The organism is Chitinolyticbacter meiyuanensis, assembly GCF_008033135.1.
GTDB classification, from domain to species: Bacteria; Pseudomonadota; Gammaproteobacteria; order Burkholderiales; family Chitinibacteraceae; genus Chitinolyticbacter; species Chitinolyticbacter meiyuanensis.
On the sequence record NZ_CP041335.1, the window covers coordinates 1,454,091 to 1,481,064 of the forward strand.

General features: G+C 65.0%; 29 protein-coding genes, 5 tRNA genes and 1 riboswitch. Of the genes, 26 read left to right on the forward strand and 8 right to left on the reverse strand.

Annotation, left to right across the window (positions count from 1 at the left end; translation table 11 throughout):
- Positions 1–99: 99 nt before the first annotated feature.
- The gene (gene pgeF / locus FLM21_RS06965; RefSeq protein ID WP_148714881.1) at positions 100–846 is read right to left on the reverse strand and encodes a peptidoglycan editing factor PgeF; all 747 of its coding nucleotides are present in this window, start codon (positions 844–846) and stop codon (positions 100–102) included.
- Positions 833–1,885 carry a 23S rRNA pseudouridine(1911/1915/1917) synthase RluD gene (gene rluD, locus FLM21_RS06970; protein ID WP_148714882.1) on the reverse strand — a complete coding sequence of 351 codons (1,053 nt, stop codon included), beginning with the start codon at positions 1,883–1,885 and terminating at the stop codon, positions 833–835. Before rluD ends, pgeF begins: the two co-directional genes overlap by 14 nt.
- Here rluD and FLM21_RS06975 point away from each other — a divergent pair.
- The 17 genes from FLM21_RS06975 to FLM21_RS07055 all read left to right on the forward strand — a co-directional run bounded on the left by FLM21_RS06975 (position 1,884) and on the right by FLM21_RS07055 (position 13,981).
- Positions 1,884–2,684: an outer membrane protein assembly factor BamD gene (locus FLM21_RS06975; protein WP_148714883.1), complete on the forward strand. Its 801-nt coding sequence runs from the start codon at positions 1,884–1,886 to the stop codon at positions 2,682–2,684. The genes rluD and FLM21_RS06975 overlap by 2 nt on opposite strands.
- A 72-nt stretch (positions 2,685–2,756) precedes the next feature.
- A tRNA-Ala gene (locus FLM21_RS06980) sits at positions 2,757–2,832 on the forward strand.
- A gap of 58 nt (positions 2,833–2,890) precedes the next feature.
- Positions 2,891–2,966, forward strand: a tRNA-Glu gene (locus tag FLM21_RS06985).
- A 53-nt stretch (positions 2,967–3,019) separates the two neighbouring features.
- Positions 3,020–3,096: transfer RNA gene (locus FLM21_RS06990), tRNA-Arg, on the forward strand.
- A 43-nt stretch (positions 3,097–3,139) separates the two neighbouring features.
- A tRNA-Glu gene (locus tag FLM21_RS06995) sits at positions 3,140–3,215 on the forward strand.
- 40 nt (positions 3,216–3,255) lie between these two features.
- Positions 3,256–3,331 (forward strand) — tRNA-Ala (locus tag FLM21_RS07000).
- Positions 3,332–3,474: 143 nt separating this feature from the next.
- On the forward strand, positions 3,475–3,744 hold the full coding sequence (locus FLM21_RS20780) for a FeoA family protein (RefSeq protein WP_187360122.1): 270 nt from the start codon (positions 3,475–3,477) through the stop codon (positions 3,742–3,744).
- Positions 3,741–6,002: a Fe(2+) transporter permease subunit FeoB gene (gene feoB, locus FLM21_RS07010; RefSeq protein ID WP_148714884.1), complete on the forward strand. Its 2,262-nt coding sequence runs from the start codon at positions 3,741–3,743 to the stop codon at positions 6,000–6,002. The genes FLM21_RS20780 and feoB overlap by 4 nt, the downstream gene beginning before the upstream one ends.
- Positions 6,003–6,004: 2 nt before the next feature.
- Complete coding sequence (locus tag FLM21_RS07015; protein ID WP_148714885.1) at positions 6,005–6,232, forward strand: FeoC-like transcriptional regulator; 228 nt, start codon at positions 6,005–6,007, stop codon at positions 6,230–6,232.
- Positions 6,233–6,268: 36 nt separating this feature from the next.
- Positions 6,269–6,751, forward strand: a complete 483-nt coding sequence (locus FLM21_RS07020) for a low molecular weight protein-tyrosine-phosphatase (RefSeq protein ID WP_187360123.1) — start codon at positions 6,269–6,271, stop codon at positions 6,749–6,751.
- A 60-nt stretch (positions 6,752–6,811) separates the two neighbouring features.
- Positions 6,812–6,914: riboswitch (yybP-ykoY riboswitch) on the forward strand.
- Positions 6,915–6,999: 85 nt separating this feature from the next.
- Complete coding sequence (locus FLM21_RS07025; RefSeq protein ID WP_148717474.1) at positions 7,000–7,566, forward strand: TMEM165/GDT1 family protein; 567 nt, start codon at positions 7,000–7,002, stop codon at positions 7,564–7,566.
- A 79-nt stretch (positions 7,567–7,645) separates the two neighbouring features.
- A complete protein-coding gene (locus FLM21_RS07030; protein ID WP_148714886.1) occupies positions 7,646–8,938 on the forward strand; it encodes an NCS2 family permease in 1,293 nt (430 codons plus the stop codon).
- 32 nt (positions 8,939–8,970) lie between these two features.
- On the forward strand, positions 8,971–9,528 hold the full coding sequence (locus tag FLM21_RS07035) for an adenine phosphoribosyltransferase (protein ID WP_222846790.1): 558 nt from the start codon (positions 8,971–8,973) through the stop codon (positions 9,526–9,528).
- Positions 9,529–9,552: 24 nt separating this feature from the next.
- Positions 9,553–10,107, forward strand: a complete 555-nt coding sequence (locus FLM21_RS07040; protein ID WP_148714888.1) for a hypoxanthine-guanine phosphoribosyltransferase — start codon at positions 9,553–9,555, stop codon at positions 10,105–10,107.
- Between the two features lie 115 nt (positions 10,108–10,222).
- Positions 10,223–11,881: a magnesium transporter CorA family protein gene (locus FLM21_RS07045; protein WP_148714889.1), complete on the forward strand. Its 1,659-nt coding sequence runs from the start codon at positions 10,223–10,225 to the stop codon at positions 11,879–11,881.
- Positions 11,882–11,980: 99 nt separating this feature from the next.
- On the forward strand, positions 11,981–13,225 hold the full coding sequence (gene glyA, locus FLM21_RS07050; protein ID WP_148714890.1) for a serine hydroxymethyltransferase: 1,245 nt from the start codon (positions 11,981–11,983) through the stop codon (positions 13,223–13,225).
- A gap of 87 nt (positions 13,226–13,312) precedes the next feature.
- Positions 13,313–13,981, forward strand: coding sequence for a Dph6-related ATP pyrophosphatase (locus tag FLM21_RS07055; RefSeq protein ID WP_148714891.1), 669 nt, complete (start codon positions 13,313–13,315; stop codon positions 13,979–13,981).
- Between the two features lie 13 nt (positions 13,982–13,994).
- Here the strand turns inward: FLM21_RS07055 and FLM21_RS07060 are convergent, their stop codons facing one another.
- A complete protein-coding gene (locus FLM21_RS07060) occupies positions 13,995–15,224 on the reverse strand; it encodes a phospholipase A (RefSeq protein ID WP_187360124.1) in 1,230 nt (409 codons plus the stop codon).
- A 380-nt stretch (positions 15,225–15,604) separates the two neighbouring features.
- Complete coding sequence (locus tag FLM21_RS07065; protein WP_148714893.1) at positions 15,605–16,354, reverse strand: hypothetical protein; 750 nt, start codon at positions 16,352–16,354, stop codon at positions 15,605–15,607.
- A 279-nt stretch (positions 16,355–16,633) separates the two neighbouring features.
- Here FLM21_RS07065 and nrdR point away from each other — a divergent pair, with 279 nt between their 5' ends.
- Genes nrdR through FLM21_RS07085 form a run of 4 tightly spaced genes read left to right on the forward strand, consistent with a single transcriptional unit; the run spans position 16,634 to position 18,740 of the window.
- Entirely contained in the window at positions 16,634–17,092 is a 459-nt protein-coding gene (gene nrdR / locus FLM21_RS07070) for a transcriptional regulator NrdR (protein ID WP_148714894.1), read from the forward strand.
- 3 nt (positions 17,093–17,095) lie between these two features.
- Positions 17,096–17,476 (forward strand): hypothetical protein, encoded by a 381-nt coding sequence (locus FLM21_RS07075; RefSeq protein WP_148714895.1) that lies wholly within the window; start codon positions 17,096–17,098, stop codon positions 17,474–17,476.
- On the forward strand, positions 17,473–18,594 hold the full coding sequence (gene ribD, locus FLM21_RS07080; protein WP_148714896.1) for a bifunctional diaminohydroxyphosphoribosylaminopyrimidine deaminase/5-amino-6-(5-phosphoribosylamino)uracil reductase RibD: 1,122 nt from the start codon (positions 17,473–17,475) through the stop codon (positions 18,592–18,594). The genes FLM21_RS07075 and ribD overlap by 4 nt, the downstream gene beginning before the upstream one ends.
- Positions 18,591–18,740 (forward strand): YfgJ family double zinc ribbon protein, encoded by a 150-nt coding sequence (locus FLM21_RS07085; protein ID WP_148714897.1) that lies wholly within the window; start codon positions 18,591–18,593, stop codon positions 18,738–18,740. Before ribD ends, FLM21_RS07085 begins: the two co-directional genes overlap by 4 nt.
- Here the strand turns inward: FLM21_RS07085 and FLM21_RS07090 are convergent.
- Complete coding sequence (locus FLM21_RS07090) at positions 18,737–20,347, reverse strand: tetratricopeptide repeat-containing response regulator (RefSeq protein ID WP_148714898.1); 1,611 nt, start codon at positions 20,345–20,347, stop codon at positions 18,737–18,739. The two genes, FLM21_RS07085 and FLM21_RS07090, sit on opposite strands and share 4 nt — an antisense overlap.
- A 9-nt stretch (positions 20,348–20,356) precedes the next feature.
- Entirely contained in the window at positions 20,357–21,046 is a 690-nt protein-coding gene (locus FLM21_RS07095; RefSeq protein ID WP_246120842.1) for a sensor histidine kinase, read from the reverse strand.
- A gap of 197 nt (positions 21,047–21,243) precedes the next feature.
- Here FLM21_RS07095 and ribBA point away from each other — a divergent pair, with 197 nt between their 5' ends.
- The 5 genes from ribBA (at position 21,244) to FLM21_RS07120 (ending at position 24,826) form a co-directional block, all read left to right on the forward strand.
- Positions 21,244–22,338, forward strand: coding sequence for a bifunctional 3,4-dihydroxy-2-butanone-4-phosphate synthase/GTP cyclohydrolase II (gene ribBA / locus FLM21_RS07100; RefSeq protein WP_148714900.1), 1,095 nt, complete (start codon positions 21,244–21,246; stop codon positions 22,336–22,338).
- Positions 22,339–22,401: 63 nt separating this feature from the next.
- Positions 22,402–22,869, forward strand: a complete 468-nt coding sequence (ribH, locus tag FLM21_RS07105; RefSeq protein ID WP_148714901.1) for a 6,7-dimethyl-8-ribityllumazine synthase — start codon at positions 22,402–22,404, stop codon at positions 22,867–22,869.
- 9 nt (positions 22,870–22,878) lie between these two features.
- On the forward strand, positions 22,879–23,370 hold the full coding sequence (gene nusB, locus FLM21_RS07110) for a transcription antitermination factor NusB (RefSeq protein WP_148714902.1): 492 nt from the start codon (positions 22,879–22,881) through the stop codon (positions 23,368–23,370).
- A 2-nt stretch (positions 23,371–23,372) separates the two neighbouring features.
- A complete protein-coding gene (gene thiL / locus FLM21_RS07115; RefSeq protein WP_148714903.1) occupies positions 23,373–24,329 on the forward strand; it encodes a thiamine-phosphate kinase in 957 nt (318 codons plus the stop codon).
- Positions 24,326–24,826 (forward strand): phosphatidylglycerophosphatase A family protein, encoded by a 501-nt coding sequence (locus tag FLM21_RS07120; RefSeq protein WP_148714904.1) that lies wholly within the window; start codon positions 24,326–24,328, stop codon positions 24,824–24,826. The genes thiL and FLM21_RS07120 overlap by 4 nt, the downstream gene beginning before the upstream one ends.
- A gap of 61 nt (positions 24,827–24,887) precedes the next feature.
- Here the strand turns inward: FLM21_RS07120 and bamC are convergent, their stop codons facing one another.
- Both bamC and dapA read right to left on the reverse strand, forming a co-directional pair.
- Positions 24,888–26,024, reverse strand: coding sequence for an NlpB/DapX family lipoprotein (bamC, locus tag FLM21_RS07125; RefSeq protein WP_148714905.1), 1,137 nt, complete (start codon positions 26,022–26,024; stop codon positions 24,888–24,890).
- 27 nt (positions 26,025–26,051) lie between these two features.
- Positions 26,052–26,927 carry a 4-hydroxy-tetrahydrodipicolinate synthase gene (dapA, locus tag FLM21_RS07130; protein ID WP_148714906.1) on the reverse strand — a complete coding sequence of 292 codons (876 nt, stop codon included), beginning with the start codon at positions 26,925–26,927 and terminating at the stop codon, positions 26,052–26,054.
- Positions 26,928–26,974 lie beyond the last annotated feature (47 nt).

Consider the following 26,974-nt stretch of genomic DNA (forward strand, 5'->3'; position numbering starts at 1 on the left):
ATGCAACTTTGTGGCGTAATGCAAGTGCTGCCGAGGCGTGAGCCGAACCCGTGCGATGGCTGCGCCTAAGCCGTCACTTGGACAAGGACTGGCTGACGATTAGGTTTGCAGCCAGATCAGCGAAGCCATTCTGCCGGTCTGCCCGTCCCGGCGGTAGGAGAAGAAGCGAGCGTCATCGGTCACGGTGCAATGCTGCCCGCCGTAGACAGCCTCGATGCCAAGACGGGCGAGCCGTTGGCGGGCGAGCAGGTAGATGTCGGCCCACCATTTTCCAGCTTGCTTGCCAGGGCGAAAGGCTGCTGCGGCTGTAGCGTCGTGAGCAACGAAGGTCGCCCGGACTTCGTCACCGACCTCGAACGCATCGGCTCCGATGGCCGGGCCCAGCCAAGCCATCAGTTCGCCGGTCGGGCATTGCATGGCGGCGACTGTCGCTTCGATCACGCCATCGGCCAGGCCACGCCAACCTGCGTGTGCGGCACCGACCACGCTGCCGGCGCGATCGCACAGCAGCAACGGCAGGCAATCGGCCGTCATGATGGCGCAGACGACGCCCGGCGCCCGTGCGGCAGATGCATCGGCTTCGGCGCCGATTATGTCGACGCCGGCCTCGGCCACGCGGGTGCCGTGCACCTGCGTAAGCCACAGTGGCTCTCCCGGCAGCAGCGCCGCGACGCGACGCCGGTTCTCGGCAACGTGCGCCGGGTCATCGCCGACATGATCGCCGAGGTTCAGCGCATCGAACGGCGCGCTGCTGATGCCACCGGCGCGCGTGGTGACGAGGGCACGCACCCGTGGTGGCGCCGGCCAGTCGGGCACGAGTACTGGCAAGGCTTCAATCGCGGACATACACCACCTCGATGCCATCGTCGTCCTCATCGTCCCAATCGTCGTCCCAGTCCTCTTCGGCGAGCCCCTGCTCGGCGCGCAGTGCTGCGATCAGCAGCTCGAAATCCTCGGGTAGCGGCGCGCGCCAGGTCATGGTCTTGCCGCTGACCGGGTGTACCAGTGCCAGCTTCTTGGCGTGCAACGCCTGGCGGGAAAAGCCTTCCAGCGCCAACATGATTTCGGGAGCGAACAGCTTGGGACGGCCGCCGTAGACCGGATCGGCGGCGAGCGGATGGCCGAGATGCGCCATATGTACGCGGATCTGGTGAGTGCGTCCGGTTTCCAGCCGACACTCGACCAGCGTGTGCGCCGAAAAGCGTTCCAGCACCCGATAGTGCGTGACGGCAGGCTTGCCGGTGCCGGTGACCGCCATCTTGATCCGCTCGCGCGGGTGGCGGCCGATCGGCGCATCGACCGTACCATCGGCACGGACCAGCCCCTGCGCGACCGCGAGGTAGTGGCGCTTCACGGTGCGGGCTTGCAACTGCTGCACCAGATGGTTCTGTGCGGATAAGGTCCGGGCGACCACCATCAGGCCACTGGTGTCCTTGTCCAGTCGGTGCACGATGCCGGCGCGCGGCACTGCCTTCAGTTCGGGATAGCGATGGAGTAGACCGTTGAGCACGGTGCCGGACCAGTTGCCGCTGCCGGGATGGACGACCAGCCCGGCTGGCTTGTTCAGCACCAGGATGGCGTCGTCCTCGTAAACGATGTCGAGCGGCACATCCTCGGCCTGAAACGCCACCGTTTCCGGATCCGGTTCGGCGTCCACCAGCAGCTTCTCGCCGCCCCACAGCTTGGTCTTGGGACTGGCGGTCTCACCATCGATGGTGACGCGGCCATCCTTGATCCAGCTGGCAAGCCGGCTGCGGGAGAACTCCGGCAGCAACTTGGCGAGTGCCGCATCGAGCCGTTCACCGGCAATATCATCCGGCGCGGTCAGGACACGCGTATCGGCGAACTCGTTATAATCGTCGGATTCGATTTCGGAATGCATCATGAACAAGATTCTACCGCGTTTCCTTGCTGCTTCGATTGCTGCCGCCCTGATCGTCGGCTGCTCCTCCACCCCCACCGAGCAGGACGAGACGCGCGGCTGGTCGGCCGAAAAGCTCTATGCCCAAGCCAAGGCCGAGCAGGCCGACAAGAACTTCGAGGCATCGAACAAGCTGCTGGAAAAGCTGGAGGCACGCTATCCCTACGGCCGCTATGCGCAGCAGGCAATGCTGGAGTCGGCGTACAACCACTACAAGGATCAGGAGCCGCTGCTGGCGCTGTCGTCGATCGATCGCTTCATCAAGCAGTACCCGGCGCATCCGTCGATGGACTATGCGCTCTACCTGCGTGGTTTGGTCCATTTCAACGAATCGCAGGGTTTCCTGTCGTGGTTGGCCAAGCAGGACATGTCCGAGCGCGATCCGCAGGCGGCGCGTGATTCATTCGAAAGCTTCAAGCAACTGGTTACCCGTTTCCCCGAGAGCCGCTATGCAGGCGATGCCGAGGCGCGGATGGGTTACCTGATCGGCGCGCTGGCCAACTACGAGCTGCATGTCGCCAAGTATTACTACAAGCGCGGCGCCTACCTTGCTGCCGCCAATCGTGGCAAGTATGTGATCGAGACCTATACCAACACTAAACAGGTTGAGCCCGCACTCGGCATGATGGTGCTGGCCTACGACAAGCTGGGCCTCAATGACTTGCGCGACGACACCAAGCGGGTGCTGGCCCAGAACTATCCGAACAGCACAGTGCTGTCGGCCGATTTCCTCGATGATCGTGCCTGGTGGGCACCCTGGTAAGCCGCGCTGCGAAAAAATTGCTGCAATGGCTTGACGAAGGGGGCGGTGGCGTCTAATATGCGCATCTCTTTCGGGGCTATAGCTCAGCTGGGAGAGCGCTTGCATGGCATGCAAGAGGTCAGCGGTTCGATCCCGCTTAGCTCCACCAAAATCCCAGAGTCGGTCGCTTCGGCGACCGATTTGATTCTGAAAGTGAAGTTTTAGACGTCCCCATCGTCTAGAGGCCTAGGACACCGCCCTTTCACGGCGATAACCGGGGTTCGAATCCCCGTGGGGACGCCAAGTTAATCTTGGCTCGGGCTTGGCAATATCGGCCTACCAGTAAAGTTTGCTGCGCACCCGTAGCTCAGTTGGATAGAGTATCTGGCTACGAACCAGAGGGTCGGGCGTTCGAATCGCTCCGGGTGCGCCACCTACATGTCGCGTTGTTGTCCGTATGAAGCAGCGTCGCCTCAGTCCCCATCGTCTAGAGGCCTAGGACACCGCCCTTTCACGGCGATAACCGGGGTTCGAATCCCCGTGGGGACGCCAATACGTTGGTCCGACCATGTCGTATCGACGCCAGCATTGTGGGGCTATAGCTCAGCTGGGAGAGCGCTTGCATGGCATGCAAGAGGTCAGCGGTTCGATCCCGCTTAGCTCCACCACCCTTACATCGGTTTCGCTACCGGTGTCACTACGAAGCCGGCCTTGTGCCGGCTTTGTCGTTTTCAGCTTTCGCTCCCGCAGCATTTGTACATCGTCGACAGCGCCCGGCTTGATGCGTGTCAACACGCGCCGACCCGCCAAGATGAAAAATGAGAACCACTATCAATACGGAGTGGCGATCATGCAACTGTCGGCGATGCAGTCGGGCGAGCGCGGTACCGTGCTGGCCTACGGGGCAGGGCAAAAGGCCTATCGCCAGCGCCTGCTGGCGATGGGGCTGATGCCGGGCACCGTATTCACCGTGGTGCGGGTGGCGCCACTCGGTGATCCGTACGAGCTGACCCTGCGCGGCTACACGCTGAGCCTGCGCAAGCACGAGGCAGCGATGTTGCTGGTGGAGCCGGTGCGATGAGCACCCCGCGCACGGTCGCGCTGATCGGCAACCCCAATAGCGGCAAGACTACCCTGTTCAACGTGCTGACCGGCAGCAACCAGCAGGTCGGCAACTGGCCGGGGGTGACGGTCGAGCGCAAGAGCGGCGTGCTGCGGCATGGCATGGCGCGCATCGAGCTGGTCGACCTGCCCGGTGTCTACACGCTGAACACAGCCGGTGATGGTGCGGCGGACGAGCGCGTGGCACGCGACTACCTGCGTAGCGGCGCGGCCGATCTGGTAGTTGATATCGTCGATGCCGCCAACCTCGAACGTAATCTCTACCTCACCACCCAATTGCTGGCGCAGGGCGTGAAGGTGCTGGTGGTGCTCAACATGGTCGATGTGGCCCAGGCAGCCGGGGTCGAGATCGATACCGAGGTACTGGCGGTGCGCCTCGGTTGCCCGGTGCTCGCCGTTTCCGCGGCGCGGCGGCGTGGCATACGCGAGCTGAAGGCGGCCATTGCCGCCGGGCAGGGCGCTGCGCCGGGCGTGGCGCTCGATCTGCCGGCTTCGGTGGAGCATGCCGTCACGATGCTGGCCGCCGAAATGGACGCGGGCAGGGTTGCGACAACTCAGACTGCGCTACGCCTGCTCGAGGGCGATGCCGAGGCCGAGCGGCAGCATGCAAGGCTGTTGCCGCAAGTCGCCTTGGCCCAGGCACAGATCACCGCAGCGGAAGGGCTGGAGCCCGACATCCTGATTGCCGATGCCCGCTATCGTTTTGCCGGGGATGCATGCCGCGCCGCGCGCAGGGTCTCTGGCCTGGCATCCCACTCGCTGACCGAGTGCATCGATCGCATCGTGCTCAACCGGTGGCTGGGTTTACCGGTATTCATCGGCGTGATGTATTTGATGTTCCTGTTCACCATCGACGTCGGCAGTGCCTTTATCGACGTGTTCGACCAGGGTTTTGCCGCGCTGCTGGTCGATGGCCCGGCTCACTGGCTGGCGCAGGCTGGCATACCCGAATGGTTGATCGTGCTGCAGCGCGGTGCTGGCAGTGGGGTACAGACGGTGGCGACCTTCGTGCCGGTGATCGCGAGCCTGTACTTGATCCTGTCCGCGCTGGAGGACAGCGGCTACATGGCGCGGGCCGCCTTCGTGATGGACCGCGCGATGCGTGCGTTGGGCCTGCCCGGCAAGGCCTTTGTCCCCTTGTTGTTGGGCTTTGGCTGCAACGTGCCCGCCATCATGGCGACACGCACGCTGGAAAACCGGCGCGACCGCATCCTGACCGCGATGATGGCACCGTTCATGTCCTGCGGCGCGCGCTTGCCGGTCTACACGTTGTTTGCGGCCGCCTTCTTCCCCGCCAGCGGCCAGAACGTGGTGTTCGCGCTGTATCTCGTCGGCATGGCCTGCGCGGTGGCGACGGCCTGGCTGCTGCGCCACAGCCTGCTGCCGGGCGACGGGGCGCCGCTGGTGATGGAGCTGCCGCGCTATCACCTGCCCAGTCCGACGGTGATCGCCCGCCGTGCGATGCAGCGGTTGCGCGATTTCGTGATCGGCGCCGGGCGCATCATCGTGCCCATGGTGGTGGTGCTGTCGCTGCTGAACAGCATGGGCACCGATGGCTCGCTGGGCCACGAAGACAGCGAGCAGTCGGCCCTGGCCTCGGTTGGCAAGGTGCTGGCCCCGGCCTTCGCACCGCTCGGCATCGCCGAGCACAACTGGCAGGCCGCGGTCGGCCTGTTCACCGGGGTGCTGGCCAAAGAGGCCGTGGTGGGCACGCTCAACGCGCTCTATACGCCCGCTGCCCCGGCGGAGGAAGGGTTCGACCTGGGCGAGCGGCTGCAGGCGGCCTGGCAGACGGTGCCCGACAACCTGGCCGCACTCGGCGGCAAGCTGGGCGATCCGCTCGGGCTCGATGTCGGTGATCTCTCCGACAGTGCCAGCGCTGCGGCAGGGCTGGAGGCCTCGGTCTCGACATTCTCGGTGATGCGGGCAAGCTTCGATGGCGGGGCTGGCGCATTTGCCTACCTGCTGCTCATCCTGCTCTACACGCCGTGCCTCGCCACCCTGGGGGCGATCCGCGGCGAACTCGGCACGCGCTGGGCGCTGTTCGCCGCGGGCTGGACCTTCGCTGTCGGCTATGGCGTTGCCAGTGCCTATTACCAACTGGCCCGCGCCGGCTGGTGGTCCTGGCAGGGCGGGCTGGCATTGGGCGCTTGCGCGTTGGGCATCGCTGTCTTGCTTGCCGTACCGCGCTGCTGGCCGCGCATCACGGAGGTGTGATCATGGGACTGCTCGAACTGAAACAGTATCTGCAGGGACGTGGCACCGTCGATACCGGTCAAGTGGCGCTGCATTTCGGCGTTGAGACCTCGGCTGTGCAGCAACTGGCAGAGGACTGGGCTGCGCGGGGGCGCCTACAACTGATGCAGCCGGCCGCACGCTGTGGCGCCAAGCGCTGCAGTGGTTGCTGCACCTCGCCGCCGGCCACGCTGCTGCGCTGGCTGGAGTAGGTACAATCGTGGTTTTTGCGATGGGTGGAGGCCACGATGGCGCGTTACGCAGTACTGATGGTATGCACGGGAAACATCTGCCGTAGCCCAACGGCCGACGGTGTGCTGCGCCAGCTGGTACGCGATGCCGGGCTCGCGGGCGAGATCGAGGTCGATTCGGTGGGCACGCACGACTACCACGTCGGCGAGGCGCCGGACCGCCGCGCGCAGTCGCACGCCAAGCGCCGTGGTTATGACTTGTCCACCTTGCGCGCACGCGAAGTCAGCGCCGCTGACTATCGCCATTTCGACCTGATCCTGGCGATGGACGAGGGACATCTCTCCATTCTGCAGCGGCGTTGCCCAGCCGAGCTCCGCCACAAGATCCATTTGTTCCTGGAGTTTGCCAGCGCGCATGCCGAGCGCGAGGTCCCCGATCCCTACTACGGCGGGCCGGAAGGTTTCGAGCATGTGCTCGACCTGGTGGAGGACGGCTGCGCCGGCGTGCTGCAGCATGCGCGCGAACAACTGGCGCGCTGACCAGTGGCAAAGTCCGCGATTGCCGTTGTAAGGAAGCGCCGGTACACTGCCCGCTTTTGCCCTTCGGGGGAGTAGCCGCCCGCGCGCCAGTCGCCGCGGGGGATGCGTCAACATACTTGGGCCGCAGCCCATGGCGCACCCGGCCTCGCAGTCTGCGAGGCTAGGCAAGACCTGAGGACCATGTACGCACGCTCTGGGTGGGCCGTGTGGCATGGCCTCACGTTGCCCACCCCCGGAGTATGCCCCGCATGGATGCCTTCCTCGTTTCGACCGGTGTGGTCGCCCTCGCTGAAATCGGTGACAAGACCCAGCTACTGGCCCTGATCCTTGCCGCCCGGTTCCGCCGCCCCTGGCCCATCGTGGCCGGCATCTTCGTCGCCACCATCCTCAATCATTTTGCTGCCGGCTGGGTTGGCCAGTGGGTTGCCCACTTCGTCAATGCCGACGTGCTGCGCTGGGTGATCGGCATCGGCTTCCTCGCCATCGCCGCCTGGGCCTGTATCCCGGACGAGATGGACGAGGGCGATTCCGAGGTCAAGCCCTATGGCGCCTTCATCGCCACCGCCATCGCCTTCTTTCTCGCCGAGATCGGCGACAAGACGCAGGTTGCCACCGTGGCGCTGGCCATCAAGTATTCGCCGCTCTGGATGGTCGTGGTCGGCACCACCGTGGGCATGATGATCGCCAATGTGCCGGCGGTATGGCTGGGCAAGTGGATCAGCGACCGGCTGCACATCCTGCGCTATGTCCGCTTTGCCGCGGCAGCGGTGTTCGCTGTGCTTGGCGTGCTTGCGCTCGCCAACTTCGGCGTCTAGCGTGGCGAATAAACCGCAAGACCCAACTACAAGAAATCAAATCGTTAACCGATCGACAGTCGCACTCAGGGAGCCCAGCATGCTGGAATCGTTCTTCAAGCTGAAGGAGCATGGCACCGACGTCAGGACCGAGGTTCTGGCCGGTTTCACCACGTTCCTGACGATGGCCTACATCATCTTCGTGAACCCCTCGATCCTGGCCATCACAGGCATGGATTTCAGCGCCGTGTTCGTTGCCACCTGCCTGGCAGCGGCGCTGGGCACTGCCATCATGGGCCTCGTGGCCAACTACCCGATCGCGCTGGCACCGGGCATGGGCCTCAATGCCTATTTCACCTTCTCGGTGGTGAAGGGCATGGGCGTGAGCTGGCAGGTGGCGCTGGGGGCGGTGTTCATCTCCGGCATCATTTTCCTTGCGGTCAGCCTCTTCAAGGTGCGGGAAGCCATCGTCAACGCGATTCCGCAGTCGCTGAAGTTCGCCATCTCCGCCGGCGTCGGTTTCTTCCTCGCCATCATCGCGTTGAAGAACGCCGGCGTGATCAAGGGCTCGGAGGCCACGCTGGTGACGCTGGGCGACATCCACGCCCCGACCACGCTGCTGGCCATCTTCGGTTTCTTCCTGATCGTGGCACTGGAATACCGCCGCGTGCACGGCTCCATCATCATTGGCATCCTGGCGGTGACCGTGCTGTCGGTGCTGTTGGGCCTCTCCAAGTTCGAAGGCGTGTTCTCCGCGCCGCCGTCGCTGGCGCCGACCTTCATGCAGATGGACCTCGCCGGTGCGCTGAACGTGGGCCTGCTGGGCGTGGTGTTCGTGTTCTTCTTCGTCGACCTGTTCGATACCACCGGCACGCTGGTGGGGGTGTCGCACCGCGCCGGGCTGCTCGACAAGGATGGCAAGCTGCCGCGGCTGAAGAAAGCGCTGCTGGCCGATTCGATCGCCATCTCGGCCGGCGCCGCGATGGGCACATCGTCGACCACCGCCTATATCGAATCGGCCGCCGGCACTGCGGTCGGCGGGCGTACCGGCCTGACTTCGGTCGTCGTCGCACTGTTGTTCCTTGCCGCGCTGTTCCTTTCGCCGCTGGCTGCCACCGTGCCGGCCTACGCCACTGCGCCCGCGCTATGCTACGTGGCGGTGCTGATGGCGCGCGGCTTGGCCGAGATCGAGTGGGGCGACCTCACCGAATCGGCCCCGGCGGTGATGACTGCACTCGCCATGCCTTTTACCTTCTCGATCGCCGACGGCATCGCGTTCGGTTTCATCAGCTATGTGCTGATCAAGGTGTTGGCCGGCCGCTTCCGTGATCTGACCCCGGCCGTGGTGATCATCGCCGCGCTGTGGGTGGTGAAGTTCGCCTTCTTCCACTAAGCGCCACGCTACCGAACAGGCCCACCATGCCGATGCTGCCCGACGATCTGCCGCTTTACGCCGACTACATCCAGTCCCGCATCCGCACGGTGCCGGACTGGCCGGAGCCGGGCGTGATGTTCCGCGACATCACCCCGCTGCTGCAGGACCCGAAGGCCTTCCGCCTTTTGGTCGACACCTTCGTCCATCGCTATATGGACCTCGAGCTCGACTTCGTCGCCGGCGTCGATGCGCGTGGCTTCATCCTCGGTGCGGTGGTGGCCTACGAGCTCAACCTCGGCTTCGTGCCGATCCGCAAGAAGGGCAAGCTGCCCTACTTGACCGAGGCCGAGGAATACGAGCTGGAATATGGCTCGGCAACGGTCGAGATCCACACCGATGCCTGCAAGCCGGGCGATCGCGTGCTGCTGATCGATGATCTCGTTGCCACTGGCGGGACCATGATCGCGGCCGCCAAGCTGCTGCAGCGGTTGGGTGCCACTGTGGTCGAGGCCGCGGCCATCGTCGATCTGCCGGAGCTCGGCGGCTCGAAGCTGATTGCCGACAAGCACATCCCGCTCTATACGATTTGCAATTTCGCCGGCCACTGAGCCGGCCCCCACTGGACGACAAGCATGACGCTGGAACTGCCCGCAGCCCTCACCATCATCGACAACGCCGACTGCCTGCACAGCGAGGCCGAGGTGCATGCCGCGCTCGATCGCATGGCGGCCGGCATCACCGCGCGCGTCGCCAGCAGCAACCCCATCGTCTACACGATCATGAACGGCGGCCTGATCGTGGCCGGGCACCTGCTGCCCAAGCTGCGCTTCCCGCTGGAGTGCTCGTACCTGCATGCCACGCGCTACCGGCATGAGACCAGCGGCGGCGCGCTCAACTGGAAGGTGGCGCCGACCGAGGAGCTGAAGGGGCGCACCATCGTCATCATCGACGACATCCTCGACGAGGGACATACGCTCGCGGCAGTGATCGACTACTGCAAGCGCCAGGGCGCCAAGGAAGTGCTGGTGGCGGTGTTGGTCGACAAGCAGCATGACCGCAAGGCACCGGGTGTCAGCGCCGATTTCGTCGGCCTCAAGGTCGAAGACCGCTTCCTGTTCGGCTGCGGCATGGATTACCAGGGCTACTGGCGTAACACGCTGGCGATCTATGCCGTGAAGGGGCTGTAGGCCTTTCGCTGAGCGCACAGGGCGGCCGCATGGCCGCCTTTTTTATGCCCGCTTGATGATCGATCCTATAGCATGAGCCGCCTTACGGCTTTGCTGCCTTGTTCCTGGATATGCCATGACTGCCGATCCGCTCGTCCGCCATTTCCGCCAGGTGTTGATCTGGCCGCTGCAACTGATGCCGATGCCGGGGGCCGGCCTGATGGGGCAGCAATGGCAGGCGATGCAGGCGCTGGCAAGGCAGGGCTCGCCGTGGCAGCCGCGTCCGACCGAATTCCATGGCGATCCGGCGGCTTTCCAGGAACGGCACTACCGCGAGTTCGTTACCTTCCTGCCCTACGTGCAGCGCTTCCTCTACGGCGAGGGCGGCAGCGAGTGCACTGACGCGGCGAGTGCGGGCAAATCACCACTGCATGTGTTTCGCCGTACCGACGTGCAACGGGTGCGGGTGACGCTGGCTGACGGGGCGCCGATCGAGCTGCAGGTCGCCCACATCGACCTGTATTTCTTCTTTGACCTCGATATTGCCATCCTCGCCTTCGAGGTGATGGGCGGGGACGAGCCCTTGTCGCGGGTGCAGGATCTGCTCTATCGCTTTGGCCGCGCCTATCCGGCGCAATGGGACGACGACGGCAGTGCCAGCAATTGCCCGCGCCGAGTGGAGTGGCTCGATGCCGACGGCGTGGAGTTGGCGGTTTCCGATTACGAAGCACGTAGCGAATATCTCAGCCACATGGGCACCTGGCGGGCGCCGCGCATGGCCGCACACTGGGATTGGCTGCTGCAGCCGATGGCGCTGCACCATTCGGAGGACGGCGGCGGGGTGCGCTATCGCCAGCTCGAATACCACCGCATGCCGCTGATGGCCTACCTCGCTGTCGACGATCCATTCGCGCTGTCCGAGGAGCAGTTCTATCGCCTCGGCATGGTCACCCGGCCCAGCGAGGGGTTGCCGCATTCGACACGGATCTACCAGGAGTTCCTGCGCGACTGCTGCTTCGAGCGCTTCTGGTCGCCCGATCGCAGCGATGCCGCAGCGTCCACCCGCATGCTGTGCAACGGCTATGCCTTCGTGGTGGTCGGCATGCATGGCAATCCGTTCTTCGCCAACGCACTGACTGGCGTGCTAGGGCAGTTTCGCCATCAGTATTTCCTGCTGACGCTGATCGCTCATTTCCACAAGGCGGTGCTGCTGCTGTTCTCCGAGCGGCTGGCCGGCGCGCTCGCGCGGCTCAATGTGCACGATCCCTTGTCGGTGCGTCTCTTCAAGCGCGAGACGCGCATCCTGATGGCGGTGTTCCTGCGCTTCACGCAGCGCTACTGGTTCCGTGAAGTCTCCAACCAGCTGGTCGCCGACAAACTCTTCGTGATGCTGCGCCACCACCTGGATACTCAGGCGTTGTTCGACGAGGTGCGCGAATCGATGCAGCGCATGAACCAGTACCTGGAAAACGATGACCTGCGCCGCCAGGCCGATACCGTGGTGCGGCTGACCGTGGTGACCATCCTCGGCCTGATCGGTACTACCGCCACCGGCTTTCTCGGCATGAACATCTTCGACCTCGCCGCCGAGCCTGGCTGGAAGCGTTTCCTTTACTTCATGGCGGCGCTGGTACCGACGTCGGCGCTGACGTTCTACACGCTGTTGAAGTCGCGCGGCCTCTCCGAATTCCTCGACAGCGTGTCGGATGAACGCGTGCCCTGGCGTTGGCGCATCAAGGCTTTTCTCGGTATCTGGAAGCGCCGCCGCCGCGCCAGCGATCAGCGCGCGCCATGAATCGCTTTCATGGGGGCTTGCCGCATTCCACGGTGATAGCGAGGCGCAGCGTGTTAGAATTGCGCCAGTTTTTTCAATCGCCTACGGAAAACGGAACCCATGTTCTCCAAGTCTGTATCCATTGCCCAATACGATCCCGACCTCGCCGCCGCCATCTCCGGTGAAGTGGTGCGCCAGCACGAGCACCTGGAACTGATCGCTTCGGAAAACTACACCAGCCCGGCCGTAATGGAAGCCCAAGGCTCGCAGCTGACCAACAAGTACGCCGAAGGTTATCCGGGCAAGCGCTTCTACGGCGGTTGCGAATATGTCGACGTGGTCGAGCAACTGGCCATCGATCGCGTCAAGGCGCTGTTCGGCGCCGAATATGCCAACGTGCAGCCGCATTCGGGCTCGCAGGCCAACCAGGCGGTGTACTTCTCGATCCTGAAGCCGGGCGACACCGTGATGGGCATGAACCTGGGCCATGGCGGTCACCTGACCCACGGCTCGCCGGCCAACCTGTCGGGCAAGCTGTTCAACATCGTGCCCTACGGCCTCAACGAAAACGAAGAGATCGATTACGACGAGATGGAACGCATCGCGCTTGAAACCAAGCCGAAGCTGATCATCGGTGGCGCCTCGGCCTATGCGCTGCGCTTCGACTGGGCACGCATGCGCGAGATCGCCGACAAGGTTGGCGCCTACTTCATGGTCGACATGGCGCACTATGCTGGCCTGATCGCCGCAGGCGTCTACCCGAACCCGGTGCCGTATGCAGATTTCGTCACCTCGACCACGCACAAGACGCTGCGCGGTCCGCGCGGCGGCATCATCCTGGCTAAGGCGGAGTTCGAGAAGAGCCTGAACAGCAACGTGTTCCCGACCCTGCAAGGCGGCCCGCTGATGCACGTGATCGCCGGCAAGGCTGTGGCGTTCAAGGAAGCGGCGACGCCGGAATTCAAGGCCTATGCCGAGCTGGTGATCAAGAATGCCCAAGCCATGGCCAAGACCCTGGCCGAGCGCGGCGTACGCATCATCTCGGGCCGCACTGAATCGCACGTGTTCCTGGTTGACCTGCGCCCCAAGGGCCTGACCGGCAAGGCCGCCGATGCAGCGCTGGGCAAGGCGCACATCACCGTGAACAAGAACGCGATCCCGAACGACCCGGAAAGCCCGTTCGTGACCTCGGGCATTCGCATCGGTGCTCCGGCGATCACCACCCGCGGCTTCAAAGAAGCCGAGGCCATCGAAGTGGCCAACCTGGTGGCCGATGTGCTCGACAACCCGAACGACGAGGCCCACCTCGCCGCCGTGGCCGAGCGCGTGAAGGCGTTGACCGCGCGCTTCCCGGTCTACGGCTGATCCGTTGCCGGCGCAGGCCGGTGACAAAAACAAACCCCGTTGCACGCGCACGGGGTTTGTTTTTGTCCCTCACCCCGGAAGACCATCATGGATGCCTCACTCAACGTCGTCGTCAGCTGGTCTTCCGGCAAGGATTCCGCACTGTCGCTGCTGCGGTTGCGCGAGGACGCGCGCTACAACGTCGTTGGCCTCTGTACCACCCATGTCGATGGCTGGGTGCCCTACCAGAACACGCCACTGGCAGTGGTCAAGGCGCAGGCGCAACGGCTGGGGCTGCCACTGGTCGCCATCGCGCTGCCGCAGGTGTTCCCGGCCAATACGGTATACCAGCGCTGCGTGGTCGACGGGCTTAAGGTGAGTGGACTTGCCATCGAGGCCATTGCCTTCGGCGATCTGTTCCACAACGGCATCGCCGACTACCGCCGCAGCTATATCGAGCCCGCCGGCTGGCAGAGCGTGTTTCCGCTGATGGGTGAGCCACCGACAGCGCTGGCGGCGGAGATCCTTGGGCGCGGCATTCGCACCCGCGTGGTCACGGTCGATACCGATCAGCTCGATGGCCGCCATTGCGCTGCCTGGTATGACGCCGCCTGGCTCGCCAGCCTGCCGCCGAACGTCGACCCTTGCGGCGAGAACGGCGAGTTCCACACGCTGGTGACCGACATGCCGGGGTTTTCCCGGCCGCTGACCCTGCTGCCGGGCGAGGTCGACCGCAGCGGGCGTTTCCACGTACTGCGCTTCACCTGCCCGGGCTGAGCGGTTCTTGCCGTTACCGCCACAGGCTGTAGCCGATGCGGAACTGCGCGTTGCTGCGCTGGTTGTAATCGATCAGGGTCTCGCCCCAGCCTTCGAAGTAGCTCAGGTAGAGGTAGCCCATCATGCTGGGCACCCATTGCGACAGCGGGTAGGTCGCTTCCAGCTTGCCGCTGGTGTAGCCCTTGGTGCCGGTACGCAGCGTGGCGGCGAGCTCCAGCGACTGCGGGTGGCCAAAGGTGAAGCGGTAGTCGCCGTAGCCGCGATAGTCCTCGATGTCCTGGTTGTAGTCGCCCTTCTTCGCGTAGTAGTAGAGCTTGGGGGAAAAGGTCCAGTGCCAGTCGGCCGGGTCGCCGAGGTAGAAGGTCGGCTTGACGAACAACAGCTCCACCGCGCGTGAATCGGCTTCGTCCTCGCCATTGGATTCATGCTCGTAACCGGCTGCGAACGAGGTGCGGGTCAGCCAGCCGGCGTTGAGGCCGGTGTCGGGCAGGTAGTAGTAGAGGCTGGGGTTGTACAGCGAATCGTGGATCGGATAGGAGTCGGCTGCGAGGTCCATCAGCGCGGATTGGGTGTAGCCGATGTAGAGATTGTCGAGCAGTGAGCGCGATTGCGGGGTGTCGGGCTCGAACAGGCGGAACTTGAAGCTGAACTGGAACTGCGTGTATTCCCGGCCGTTGACGCCGACAGCGAAGTACACCGGATCTTGGAACGACAGTCGCGAGAGTGCCGCCGGGTTTTCCTGCGGCGCGCGTGCCGCACCGGCTGCTGGGGGATCGACCACGGCGGTGGTGGCGACGGTGGCCTCGCTTACCACTGGCAGTGGCGCCGGCTCGGCATCGGTGCGCCGCGCAAGGCCGATCATCATCGGCGCCACATCGAGATCGAGCAGTTCGAGCCGCACCTCGCCGCGCACCGTGGGCGGCACCGTGCCCGAATAGCGCACCTTGCGCGGCTGGCCGGGCACCGCTGGCGGATCGGCCATGCGATTCAGCGTGATCGCCACTGGCGGCTGAGGATAAGCGGTAAGGCTGGCCTGCAGCGCCGCAGGCGGCTCACCGGCCTGACCGTCGTCGAATACCAGCAGCGTCACGTCGAGCGTGTCGGTCACATCGACCTGACGTGGCATCGGGGCGACGGCGATCGATGCCAGCGCCGTGCCTGGCAGAACCAGGGCGGTGAGCAACGCACCACGGCAGAGCGTGGCGCGCAGGGGAACGGTTCGAACCGAGTTGGACTTGGGCATTGGGCATATCCGGCAAGCGGCTCCGGCTGGAGCCTGTTGCAGACAGCAAAGCATGCCGATTGCACGGTGCGGCTGTGAAAAATGGCATGGCAGCGCGGGTTACACACCCGCGATGAAGCGCGATTTCGCCGGGTCAGGGCCGCAGCCAACCGGCAAAGCGTGGGTCGTGCCGCAAAGGGGCCAGGCGCCAGCGTTGGCTGAGCAGCGGCTGCCAGTCGTGCGCCGGCAGAGGGGCAAGATTGGCCAGTGCCTGCTCGACCTCGCCGGCAGGGGCTCATGCTTCGGCGGCGAGCACGCGGAACCACGGATCGAACTCGCGGGCGGCCTCGTAGTGCAACGCCCAGTCGATGTATTCGGCGCGGCTCAAGGCATCGGGTGATTCAGCCGGCAGCAGCGCACTGTGGGCGGCGTAGTGTGCAAAGGGCAGAAAGCCACAGCGCTGGGCAAGCGCCAGCGATGGCCGGTTGTTGGCAAGGCTGTGCCAGCCTACCTCGGTGCTGCACCACCTGCCGGCCGAGGCCTTGCCGCCGTTTTTCCGGCATGACCCAGACGCCAAGCTCGGCACGTTCATTTGCCACCAATTCGGTCAGGCAAAGGGCAAGCAATTGCTTACCGTCGAACAGCGCGTGGCCGATATTGCCTGCGAGTGCTGTGTCGACATCGGTGCCGCGATCGTTTTCCAGCCAGCGATCAAGGGCGTGCCGGTCACTGGCATCCAGCGCAGTATCATCGGCATCCAGTGGCACGGTGCGATATGGCACCGGCGCTGGATATGGCTCGGCTGGGACGAGCGTGCGGCGCAGCACGATGCGGGGGTGGGGACGGGCTACCTGGTTGTGCAGGAAGAGCGGGAACTGGGCGAGCCAATGCGGCCCATCGTGGATCAGGTAGGCGGTGGATGGGATCAATCCACCGAGGGCAATAAGGTCGGTCGCCGGGCCGGGTGTGCCGCCGAGGTACCAGCCCAGGTCGCAGCCGACCAGGACGATGCAGGGGGAGGGCAGGGTATCGACCCAGAGTGAGCCGGGTCGTTGTCCGTGCCGGACCGCGTGTACGGCGAGATGCCGTGCGGCAAGCGGTTCAAGCAGTGCGTGGGCGAGGTTGATGTCGTGCAGGGCAAGCTGGCGCATGGGTAGTCCGGTAGGGCGCAAGGGCGCGTAGGGTGGGAGTGCAGGTTGGGCTGAGTGTGGAAAGGACGGTGCGCATACCTGCCTCCTGGCCTGAGCGGCCTCCGGTGTTGAACAGCGCTGCCATGCTAGCGCGTGGTACGGGCTGAGCGTGCCTGGCAGGCCCATGCCGACAAGGCTGGCAAATCGCGCTGCGACGCTTGCACGTGGAGGCACCGTTTCGCCGTACCGCGGATGCGGGTTATCCTCGCGGCAGACCAACACAACCGGTGAACCGCTCCCATGAAATGCCCGTTCTGTGGATCACCCGATACCCAGGTGGTCGATTCGCGCGTGTCCGAGGAAGGCGATACCGTGCGTCGTCGGCGCCGCTGCGCCGTGTGCGACAAACGCTTCACCACCTATGAGACTGCCGAGGTGCGCCTGCCGCAGGTGGTCAAGGCCAACGGCCAGCGCGTCGATTTCGATCGCGAGAAGATCCGCACCTCTTTCCATCGCGCGCTGCACAAGCGGCCGGTGCCGACCCAGCTGGTCGACGAGGCGATCGCCCGCATCATCCAGAAGGTGCTCACCGTCGGCGATCGCGAAATCATGTCGCGCCAGGTGGGCGAGATGGTGATGAATGAGCTCGCCAAGCTCGACAAGGTGGCCTATATCCGCTTCGCTTCGGTCTACCGCAGCTTTTCCGACCTCGACGACTTCCGCGACGTGATCAAGGAAGTGGACAAGTCCAAGGATTGAGCCATGCGTCCACCCACATTGCCCGAGCAGCTGGGCTTCGTCTCAGGCCAGCGCTATGCGCTGGTTGCGTTGCCCGATGCGATAAGGCCATTGTTCTCGGTGCTGCCCGACGGCACCCAGCAGGCCGACTGCAACCTCGATATTGCCGTGCTGTTCGTCTCGGACAGTATCATGCTGGCTGCCCGCTGGGCCGATCTGGCGCCGATGCTCACGCCGAGCAGTCTGGTCTGGCTGTGCTGGCCGCGGGCCGGGGTGCTGCGCAGCGATCTAGACCAGCCACGGGTCGAGGAGATGATGTCGGCCCGTGGCTTCCATCCCGCGCGCGCGCAGGCGGTCGATGAGGTCTGGACCGCGCTGCAATTGTCGCCGGTGGCGCGCCCATGAGCTTTTCGGCGGCAGACCACGGCCACATGCAAGAGGCGCTACGCCTAGCCGAGCGTGGCCAGTGCCTGACCAGCCCCAATCCCAGCGTCGGTTGCGTACTGGTGAAGGGCGGCGTGGTGGTCGGCAGTGGCCACAGCCAAGCGGCCGGCGGCCCGCATGCCGAGGTGATGGCGCTACGCCAGGCCGGCGAGGCGGCGCGCGGCGCGACCGCTTACGTGACGCTGGAACCCTGCAGCCACCATGGGCGCACCCCGCCGTGTGCCGATGGCCTGATTGCTGCCGGTGTGGCGCGTGTGGTCGCGGCGCTGCGCGATCCCAACCCGCTCGTGGCGGGGCAGGGGCTGGCGCGGCTTGCTGCAGCGGGTGTCGCGGTGCAGTCGGGACTGTTGCGCGAACAGGCGCTGGTGCACCACCGTGGCTTCCTCTCGCGTATGGTGCGCGGCAGGCCGTGGCTGCGGCTTAAGCTCGCGGCCAGCCTCGATGGGCGCGTTGCGCTGGAGAGCGGCGAATCGCAATGGATCACCGGGCCGGCCGCGCGGGCCGATGTGCAGCGGCTGCGGGCGCGTTCCTGCGCCATGCTGACCGGCGTAACCACGGTGCTGGCCGACGACGCGCAACTGACAGTGCGTGAGCCGCACGGCGTGCTGTGGCAGGGGCGCCAGCCCATGCGCGTGGTGCTCGACAGTACGCTGCGCACGCCGGCTTCGGCCAAGCTGCTGCATACCCCGGGCGTGCTGATCGTCGGCGCGTTCGACAACCCGAACCGGGCGCTGCTTGAGGCGGCCGGTGCCGAAGTCATCCTGCTGCCGGGCGCGGACGGGCGCGTTGATCTGGCCGGCGTGCTGGCCGAGCTCGGCCGGCGCGGACTCAACGAGGCGACGGTGGAGGCCGGCGGCGTGCTGGCCGGTGCCTTGCTCGCTGCCGGCCTTATCGACGAGATCGTGCTGTACCAGGCGCCGGTGCTGATCGGACGCGGCAAGCCGTTGGCCGACTTCACGCTGGCGAGCCTCGCGGACCGGATTGCACCGCAGCTGATCGAGCGGCGCATGGTCGGCGCGGACCAGCGAATCACGTTGCGGATGACCGATCCCGCATCGTTGTCGGGAGATGTCGCATGAGTGAACAGGCCATACCCTGCCCCGATTGTGGCAAGCCGCTGGACGTGATGCAGGCCTGCGGTGCGAAGAGCTACTTCTGTCCGCACTGCAACGAGCTCAAGTCCAAATCGCGCGTGGAAGCGCCGCCGCCGCCGAAGCAGCCCTAGGCGAGCAGCGCCAGCGCATCCATCAGCTGGGCGAAGCGTTTTTCGCCTGGCGAGAGCTGGTTGGCGCGCAGCAGTGCCTGCCGGCTCTCGGCCACCAGGGCGCGGTCAGGCCCCTCGCGCTGCAGGTACAGCACGGCGACCGAGGCGAAGTTGAGCAGCACGCGGGCATTGTTCGGCAAGGCCGTGCTGGCCGCGCGCATTGCGTCGATGGCTTCGCTGAGCTTACCGTCGCGCGCCAGCAGCACGCCGCGGTTCATCAGGTCCAGCGCTTCACGCCGGCTACCCTCGACCAGCTGGGCACCTTCCTGGCGCATGCCGGCGCTGTCGAATACCGTCTGCACCTGGGCGATCAGGCCCTGGTTCTCGTGGTTGTTCTTCACCACCTGCTGCAACAGCCTCACCGCGCTGTCCTTGCGCCCGGTGGCCAGCAGCAGCTCGGCCGCCTCGATGCTGGCGGCGTCGTCCGGCTGGCCGCCGCCGCCCTTCAGCAATTCGTCCACCTCGGCGGCCAGCGTGTTGGCCTTGGCCAGCTGGTGCTCCTGCTTGTAGATCAGCCCCTCGGCCGACTTGGCGCGCAGCTTCACGTCGTCGCTGTCGAACTGGCGCTGCACGGCACCGAGCACCTTCAGCGCCTCGGCATTGTTGTCGCTGGCGCTGCAGACCTTGGCGAGCCCGATGTAGGCATCCGGCGTCTTGAGGATGGAATGCTCGCCAACCAGGATGCTCTTGCGGAACGCGGCGTCGGCAATGGCGAGGTCGCCGCGCTTCATCGCGAGCTGGCCCAGGTTCTTCTGCCGCTGCGGCGAATTGGGCGAGAGCTTCAGTGCATCGGCGAGCACGGCCTCGGCCGCCTCGTCGTCGCCCAGCGCCTGCTGCGCGCGGGCCAGCCAGTCGTAGGCTTCCAGATAGGTGCGCTGCGCGGCGATCACCTGCGTGAGGTGATCACGCGCGGCCGTGTAGTCGCCCCGCTCGTAGCAGACGCGGCCGAGCCCGGTGCGTGCCCAGGCGAGTTCGCGCGCCGCGAGCACCTGCTCGAACAGCGTGCGTGCTGCGTCGAGATTGCCGGCGGACAGCAGCAACTGGCCCTTGATGCGCTGCAGCTCAGCGGCGTTGGCGGCGTCGGTCTTCAGCCTGTCGTCGCACAGTGCGATGGCGCGCAGGAACTGCTTGTTGACGATGGCCTGGTCGATGTCGGCAAACGCGCGTTTCTTGGCGGCGATGCGTTCCAGCCGGTTCAGCAACAGCTCGGTGGTGATCGGCTTGATCAGGTAGGCGTCGGGTTGGTACTCCACTGCCCCCATGATCCAGTCGGCGCTTTTCTCGGCGGTGATCATGATCCAGGTACAGGCCGGGCCGATCAGGTTGCGCAGCTTGGCTTCTTCCAGCACCTGCTGGCCATTCCGCCCGGCACCGAGGTTGTAGTCGCACAGCACGATGTCGAACTTGCGCTCCGCCAGCAGCGAGATCGCCTCCTTGCCGCTGGCGGCCATCTCGATGTCCTTGGCACCGCATTCGCGCAGCATGTCCCGCAGCATGCTGCGCATGCCCTGGAAATCGTCGATGACGAGGCACTGATAGCGGGCGAGCGGATGGAGAGAGGTAGCCATGGAGTCGAATCAGGGAAGGGTGAGCACGAAACAGCCGCCGCCCAGTACGCCGCCGTTTTCCAGGCGCAGGCTGCCGAGATGGTCGCGGTTGCGGTGCAGGCGCGCGACTTCGTGCGCGAAATAGAGCCCGAGCCCTGTGCTGCCGCTGAAGAAGTCGACGCCGGTGAGGCCGGCACGGCTGTCGAGCAGCATTGCTGGCGGATAGCCGCGGCCGTTGTCTTCCACCCGCAGTTCGAGCTCGCCGTGCTGTTCGCGCGCAGACAGCCGGACGGTGTCACGCGTGTAGTTGGCGGCGTTGACGAGGGCGTGGCCCAGCACGCCGGCGATCAGGTCGACGTCGAAATAGCCGGTGAGGTCGTCCGGCACATCGATGTCGAGCTGCAGCTGGCGGGTCTGGTACAGCACCCGGTTCTGCACCACCAGATCGGCATAGAGATCGGCGACCAGCGCGGGCACCGGGTCGAACGGGTAGAGTGCGTTGCCGAGCTTGTACACGGTGAGCAGGTGCATCAGGTTGCCATTGATGCGCTTGAGCTCGTACAACATGTGTGCGTAGTCGGCGCGGTCGGCGCCGCTGTCGGGCGGCAGCTCGCCCACCAGCTTTTCCACCATGCCGCCGAGCAGGCCCAGCGAATTCTTCATGTCGTGTACCGACGATGCCAGGAACAGCGTGATGTCGGCCTGCGAACTCGTCTCCACCGTCGATCTCCTCCTGAACCTGGCCTGGTCGATCCCGTCATTGTCGGACATGACGGCGTGCTGCGAATGAATATTATCAATTTCGAATATACGGCACGGACTGCTGCAGCGTAAACCGGAGGCATCAGGACTTTCACTGCAGCCAAGGCAGGCACAACAAGGTATCCTTGCCAGACTTTTGCTCTTTGCCGCACGCCATGCCGATTTCAGCCATCCAGGACATCATCGCCGATATCCGCAACGGGAAGATGGTCATCCTCGTCGACGAGGAAGATCGCGAGAACGAGGGCGACATCGTGATCGCTGCCGAGTTCGTCACCCCGGAGGCGATCAACTTCATGGCCAAGCACGCGCGTGGCCTGATCTGCCTGACGTTGTCGGCCGAGCGTTGCAAGCAGCTCAACCTGCCCCTGATGGTGAACCATAACGGTTCCAGCCACGGCACCAACTTCACGGTGTCGATCGAGGCAGCCGAAGGCGTATCCACCGGCATTTCCGCCTATGACCGCGCGCTCACCGTACAGAAGGCGGTGGCGTTCGACGCCAAGCCCAGCGATATCGTTTCCCCTGGTCATATCTTTCCGCTGCTGGCCCAGCCGGGCGGCGTGCTGGTGCGTGCCGGTCATACCGAGGCCGGTTGCGATCTGGCGCAGCTTGCCGGACTGCAGCCCGCATCGGTGATCTGCGAGGTGATGAACGACGACGGCACCATGGCGCGGCTGCCCGAATTGCTGGCCTTTGCCGAGCAGCACGATCTCAAGGTCGGCACTATCACTGACCTGATCCATTACCGTAGCCAGCACGAATCGTTGATCGAATGCATCGGGCGCCGCCGGGTGGATACCTTTGCCGGCGAATTCGAGATGGCGGTGTTCCGCGACAAGATGAGCGATGCCACCCACCTGGCGCTGGTCAAGGGCCAACCGCAGCCCGATGCGGAAACGCTGGTGCGGGTGCATGAGCCGCTGTCGGTGATCGACTGGCTGGACCTGGGCGCATGCAATCATTCCTGGAGCGTGCGCCAGACGCTGACCTCGATCGCCGATGCCGGCTGCGGCGTGATGGTGCTGCTGCACCGGCCCGAAGGTGGCCAGGAGCTGCTGGCCCGCGCCTTGCCCGAGCTGCAGCTCGAGACGCCGCGCAAGTGGGATCTGCGCACCTTCGGCATCGGCGCGCAGATGTTGCGCTACTTGGGCGTGGGCAAGATGCGCGTGCTCTCGCCCGAGCGGCGGATACCCAGCATGGCCGGCTTTGGCCTCGAGATTACCGGCTTCGCCTCGCCGGCGTGCTGAGCGAGTCGGACCGATACCCCTGTCCCGGCGTGCAGCCGGGGCGCTTCATTGCAGGATGCAACCATGAGCTTTACCCCCAACCGCGAACAGACGCTGCCCGACCTTGACGGTCGCGGCTTGCGCATCGGCATCGTCACCTGCCGCTTCAACGAGGCCATCTGCGGTGCGCTCAATGCCGCGTGCAGCAGCGAGCTGCAACGGCTTGGCGTCACCGAGATCGCCCACTACCCGGTGCCGGGCGCGTTGGAAGCCCCGCTGGCGCTGCAGGCGCTGGCCCGCACTGGCCGGTTCGATGCGCTGGTGGCCCTCGGCTGCATCATCCGTGGCGAAACCTATCACTTCGAACTCGTTGCCAACGAATCGGGCGCCGGGGTGACGCGCGTCGGGCTCGACGCCGGCATTCCGATTGCCAATGCCATCCTCACCGTCGAGAACGAAGAGCAGGCCATAGCCCGCCAGACCGACAAGGGCGTCGATGCCGCGCGCGTCGCCGTCGAGATGGCCCAACTCCTGAAACAGATCGCCGCATAAGGCCAGACCATGACCGAAGAGCAACACATCCCCATTCCCGCTGAACCGGCCAAGCCGAAGTCGGCCCGCCGCCGCGCCCGCGAGTTTGCCGTGCAGGGCATCTACCAGTGGCAGCTGACCGGCGATACCGTCAGTGGCATCGAGCGCTACCTGAAGGAAAGCAGCACCGCCTTCGGCCGCGCCGATGAGGCGCTGTTCCGCACCATCCTCTACGGCGTGCTGAAGGACCCGGCCGCGCTGCGCGATGCGCTGGAACCGCATATCGACCGCCCGTTCGAGGAAGTGAGCCCGGTGGAGGCGGCGGTGTTGTTTGCCAGCGGTTTCGAGATCCTGCACACGCCCGACACGCCGTACCCGGTCATCGTCAACGAGGCGATCGAGCTTGCCAAGACTTTCGGCGGCACCGACGGTCACCGTTTCGTCAACGGCGTGCTCGACAAGCTGGCCGCCACCGTGCGGGCGGCCGAGGTAGAGGCGGTCCGCGCCAAGCGCCGCGGCTGACCGTGAACGAATTCGAGCTGATCGCCCGCTATTTCCAGCGCCCCGCCAAGCGGGCGCTGCTGGGTGTCGGCGACGATTGCGCGCTGTTGGCGCCGCGGCCCGGCATGGCGCTCGCGGTGTCGGTGGACATGCTGGTCGAGGGGCGCCATTTCTTCGCCGACGTCGATCCCGAAGCGCTGGGGCACAAGGCGCTGGCGGTCAATCTATCCGACCTCGCGGCAATGGGCGCGCAGCCGGCGTGGTGCACGCTGGCGCTGGCCTTGCCGCGCGCCGATGCCGACTGGTTGGCCGCGTTCGCCCGTGGTTTCTATGCGCTGGCCGAAGCGAGCGGCATCGAGCTGGTTGGTGGCGACACCACGCGCGGCCCATTGACGATCTCGATCCAGGTTGCCGGTGAAGTGCCGCTCGGCCAGCCACTGCTGCGCAGCGGTGCCCAGCCGGGTGACGAGGTATGGGTGTCCGGTGAGCTGGGCGCGGCTGCAGCTGCGGTGATGGTGCGACAAGGTCAGCAACTGGTCCTCGATGCGTCGGCAATGGCGCATTGCGCCGAGCGGCTCGACCGGCCGACACCGCGCCTTGAGCTCGGTCAGCGGCTGCGTGGGCTGGCCACGGCGGCGCTCGATCTCTCCGATGGCCTGGTCGGCGATCTGGCGCATATCTGTGAGCGCTCGTCCTGCGGCGCGGTGCTCGATTGGTCACGCATTCCACGCTCCCCGATGCTGGCGGGCTTGCCGGAACCGCTGCAGCAGCAACTGGCTTTGGCGGGCGGGGATGACTACGAGCTGTGCTTCACCGCGCCGGCGGCACGTAGCGCACGAATTCGCGAGCTGGCCCAGGCATTGGGGCTGCCGTTGAGCTGCGTCGGCCGGATCGAGGTTGGCAGCGGCGTGCGGGTCGAGGATGGCCGGGCGCAGGCAGTGACGCTGGCGCAGCACGGCTACGACCACTTCGCTGCATGACGCACCCCGCTTCCAGTCTGGTCCGCCCGACCTGGCGCTTCCTCACGGCCCACCCGGCCCACTTCATCGCACTGGGTTTCGGCAGCGGACTCGCCCGGCGCGCACCGGGCACCTGGGGCACGTTGCTGGCCCTGCCGCTCTACGCAGTGTTGGGGTTGCTGCTGTCGCCCATTCAGATTGCCTGGTTGTGCCTGCCGGCATTCGCGCTGGGGTGCTGGGCGGCTTCGCGTACCGGGCGGGCGCTTGGCGTGCATGACCATGGCGGCATCGTCGTCGACGAGATCGTCGCCATGTGGCTGGTGTTGTGCACGGTGCCGTTCACCGTGCTCGGCTGGGGCCTGGCATTTGCCACGTTCCGCCTGTTCGACATCGTGAAGCCATGGCCGATACGCTGGTTTGATCGCAAGGTGCACGGCGGTTTTGGCGTGATGTTCGACGATATCGTGGCAGCAGGCTACGCGATTGCGCTGCTCTGGGTGCTGTTGCACTGGCTGTGAACCGAAAGGGATAAACAAAAACGGGTGGCTGAGCCACCCGTTTTTTTTGGCGTTGCGCCGATCAGCGTAACTGGGATTGCAGCGCCGATAGCAGCTTGCCCCGATTGTCCGCATCGACTACGGAGCCATCTTTGCCGGCCACGGTGAGCAGGGTGCCGTTGACCTGCGGGGCCAAGCGGATTTCGTACTCTGGCTGAACTTTCGCCGTAGCTTCGTCCTTGCCGCCGAAACCCAGGTTGGACCAGAAGCCGGTTTTCTTTTCCTCGGCGATGTCGGTATCGGCGTGGCGCACGAAATAGACACCCTTGCTGCGGTCGCGGTCATAGACCACGTAGCCGACCCGATCGAGTGCCAAACCGACACGACGCCAGGCACGATCGAAGTTGTCGTCAATGGCAAGCGCGGCATTGTTCTGTACCAGCGTGGCGCGTGGTTTGGCTATCGCAGCCGGCTTGACCACTGCCTTGGCCTGCTCCTCGGTCATGCCAAGGCGCTGCAGCATCAGCGACAGCATTTCTGCCTCGAGCTCCGGGTCGGTGGAGCGAGGCACCCACACGGTCTTGGTCTGGGCATCAGCAGCGCCGATCATGGCTTCGTTCGAGCCATCTGCAAACACTTCTTCCATTCCACGATGTGAAATGTAGATTTCGGTAGTGCCCGCTTCAGCACCTTGCTCAATGCGGGTGCGGAATTTGTCCAGCAGGCCGGTCGTGATGAACTGATCGGCCACCTTGCGCAGCATCTTGGTCACCCAGTCCTGCGGCAGGTTGGCGCGATTTTCCAGCCAATCGGTTTCCATGATGCCGATGCCCGGATTGTCGATCGCTAGCAGGAAACCCTGATCCAGCCAGAATTCGCGGATTTCCGGCCAGACCTTGGCGGGATCACCTTGCACCACCAGCCAGCGTTGGCCGCCGGCCTGCATCAGCTGGGCCTTGGCGCTCTGTGCAGGTGCTGCCTTCTCGCCTTCGGAGGGTTTAGCCTTGGCGACCGGTTCGACCACGGTCTTGCCGGGCAGCACGTAGCCACCAGCGTTGGCAGGGGCGGTCAAATCCGGTGGGATTTCGAGACTGTTCTTGGAGATGTTGTCGCTGCCGGAGCGGTAATCGACCTTGCGTTGCATCAGGATGTCGTCCGAGCTGCAGGCAGCGAGGGCTGCGGTGAGCAGGACGAACAGCAGGCGGGGCTTCACGTTCATGAACTGGCTTCGCGTTAAGGGTTGCGGTTACAGCGCACCGGCCATCTGCATGGCCTGGCGGACGACGTCTTGGGCACCGTCGGACAAGCGGGTGAGCGGCAGGCGGATGCCGGGCCCGATCAGGCCCATTTCCTCCAGCGCCCACTTCACCGGAATGGGGTTGGCTTCGACGAACAGGTGCTTGTGCAGCCCCTGCAGGCTGTTGTTGAGTTCGCGGGCAGTGGCGATGTCCCCGGCGAGTGCAGCGGTACACATCTGCTGCATGCGACCGGGTGCAACATTGGTGGTGACCGAGATCACGCCATGGCCGCCCAGCAATAAGAAGGCGAGGGCCGAGCCGTCATCGCCGCTGTAGAGCAGGAAATCCTTGGGAGCACGGCGAACCAGATCGGCAGCGCGTTCGAGGTTGCCGGTGGCTTCCTTGATGCCGACGATGCCGGACACTGCCGCCAGGCGCAGCACGGTATCGTTGCTCATATCGGCAACGGTGCGACCGGGGACGTTGTAAAGCAGCGTCGGCAGGCCGCCTTGTTCGGCGATGGCCTTGTAGTGCTGGTACAGGCCTTCCTGGGTCGGCTTGTTGTAGTAGGGCACGACCGAGAGGCCATAGGCGGCGCCAACGGCCTTGGCGCGTTGCGACAGGTGGATCGCTTCGCGGGTGGAGTTGGCGCCGGTGCCGGCGATCACTGGCACCCGGCCAGCGGCCTGTTCCACCACCACGCGGACGACCTCGATGTGCTCTTCGACATCCACTGTGGGCGATTCGCCGGTGGTGCCGACTGCGACGATGGCTTGCGTGCCTTCCTTGATGTGCCAGTCGACCAGTTTGCGCAGACGGTCGAAATCGAGACGTCCGTCGTCAAACATGGGGGTGACAATTGCCACCAGGCTACCTGTCAGCATGGGCCGCTTACCTGTCCGAATGGGTTGGATCGAAGTGGGGCATTCTA